The following is a 1,100-nucleotide window of genomic DNA, read 5'->3' as shown; positions in this document are numbered from 1 at the left end:
ATAAAACAAAAGCTTACTACGCTCATTATTAGTAATTTAGCCATTTTGACACCTTCTTTCAATTATTTATAATAAACAATTGACACCAATATTACAATTGTAATATTATTAATTTGTAAAAATTACAACTGTAATATTGGAGGGTTTATTTTGAAAAAGTTAATATTTTTAATTGCAATTGCTTTAGTTTTAAGTGCATGTAATTCAAACAGTTCACATGCCAAAGAGTTAAATGATTTAGAAAAAAAATATAATGCTCATATTGGTGTTTATGCTTTAGATACTAAAAGTGGTAAGGAAGTAAAATTTAATTCAGATAAGAGATTTGCCTATGCTTCGACTTCAAAAGCGATAAATAGTGCTATTTTGTTAGAACAAGTACCTTATAATAAGTTAAATAAAAAAATACATATTAACAAAGATGATATAGTTGCTTATTCTCCTATTTTAGAAAAATATGTAGGAAAAGATATCACTTTAAAAGAACTTATTGAGGCTTCAATGGCATATAGTGATAATACAGCAAACAATAAAATTATAAAAGAAATTGGTGGAATCAAAAAAGTTAAACAACGTCTAAAAGAACTAGGAGATAAAGTAACAAATCCAGTTAGATATGAGATAGAATTAAATTACTATTCACCAAAGAGCAAAAAAGATACTTCAACACCTGCTGCTTTCGGTAAGACTTTAAATAAACTTATCGCAAATGGAAAATTAAGCAAAGAAAACAAAAAATTCTTACTTGATTTAATGTTAAATAATAAAAGCGGAGATACTTCAATTAAAGACGGTGTTTCAAAAGACTGTAAGGTTGCTGATAAAAGTGGTCAAGCAATAACATATGCTTCTAGAAATGATGTTGCTTTTGTTTATCCTAAGGGCCAATCTGAACCTATTGTTTTAGTCATTTTTACGAATAAAGACAATAAAAGTGATAAGCCAAATGATAAGTTGATAAGTGAAACCGCCAAGAGTGTAATGAAGGAATTTTAATATTCTAAATGGTTCTGTTGCAAAGTTGAATTTATAATATAATTTTAACAAAAAGGAGTCTTCTGTATGAACTATTTCAGATATAAACAATTTAACAAGGATGT

1 protein-coding gene is annotated in these 1,100 nt (G+C 26.7%); it reads left to right on the top strand.

What is annotated here, in order from left to right; translation table 11 throughout:
- Nucleotides 1-150: 150 nt before the first annotated feature.
- Complete coding sequence (blaZ, locus tag ACFZAM_RS37185; RefSeq protein ID WP_391053016.1) at nucleotides 151-996, top strand: penicillin-hydrolyzing class A beta-lactamase BlaZ; 846 nt, start codon at nucleotides 151-153, stop codon at nucleotides 994-996.
- Nucleotides 997-1,100: the final 104 nt, after the last annotated feature.

This window comes from Streptomyces sp. NPDC008079, assembly GCF_042957385.1.
GTDB lineage: Bacteria > Actinomycetota > Actinomycetes > Streptomycetales > Streptomycetaceae > Actinacidiphila.
The sequence above is the reverse complement of the archived record's forward strand: the minus strand, read 5'-3'. Positions and strand labels throughout refer to the sequence as shown.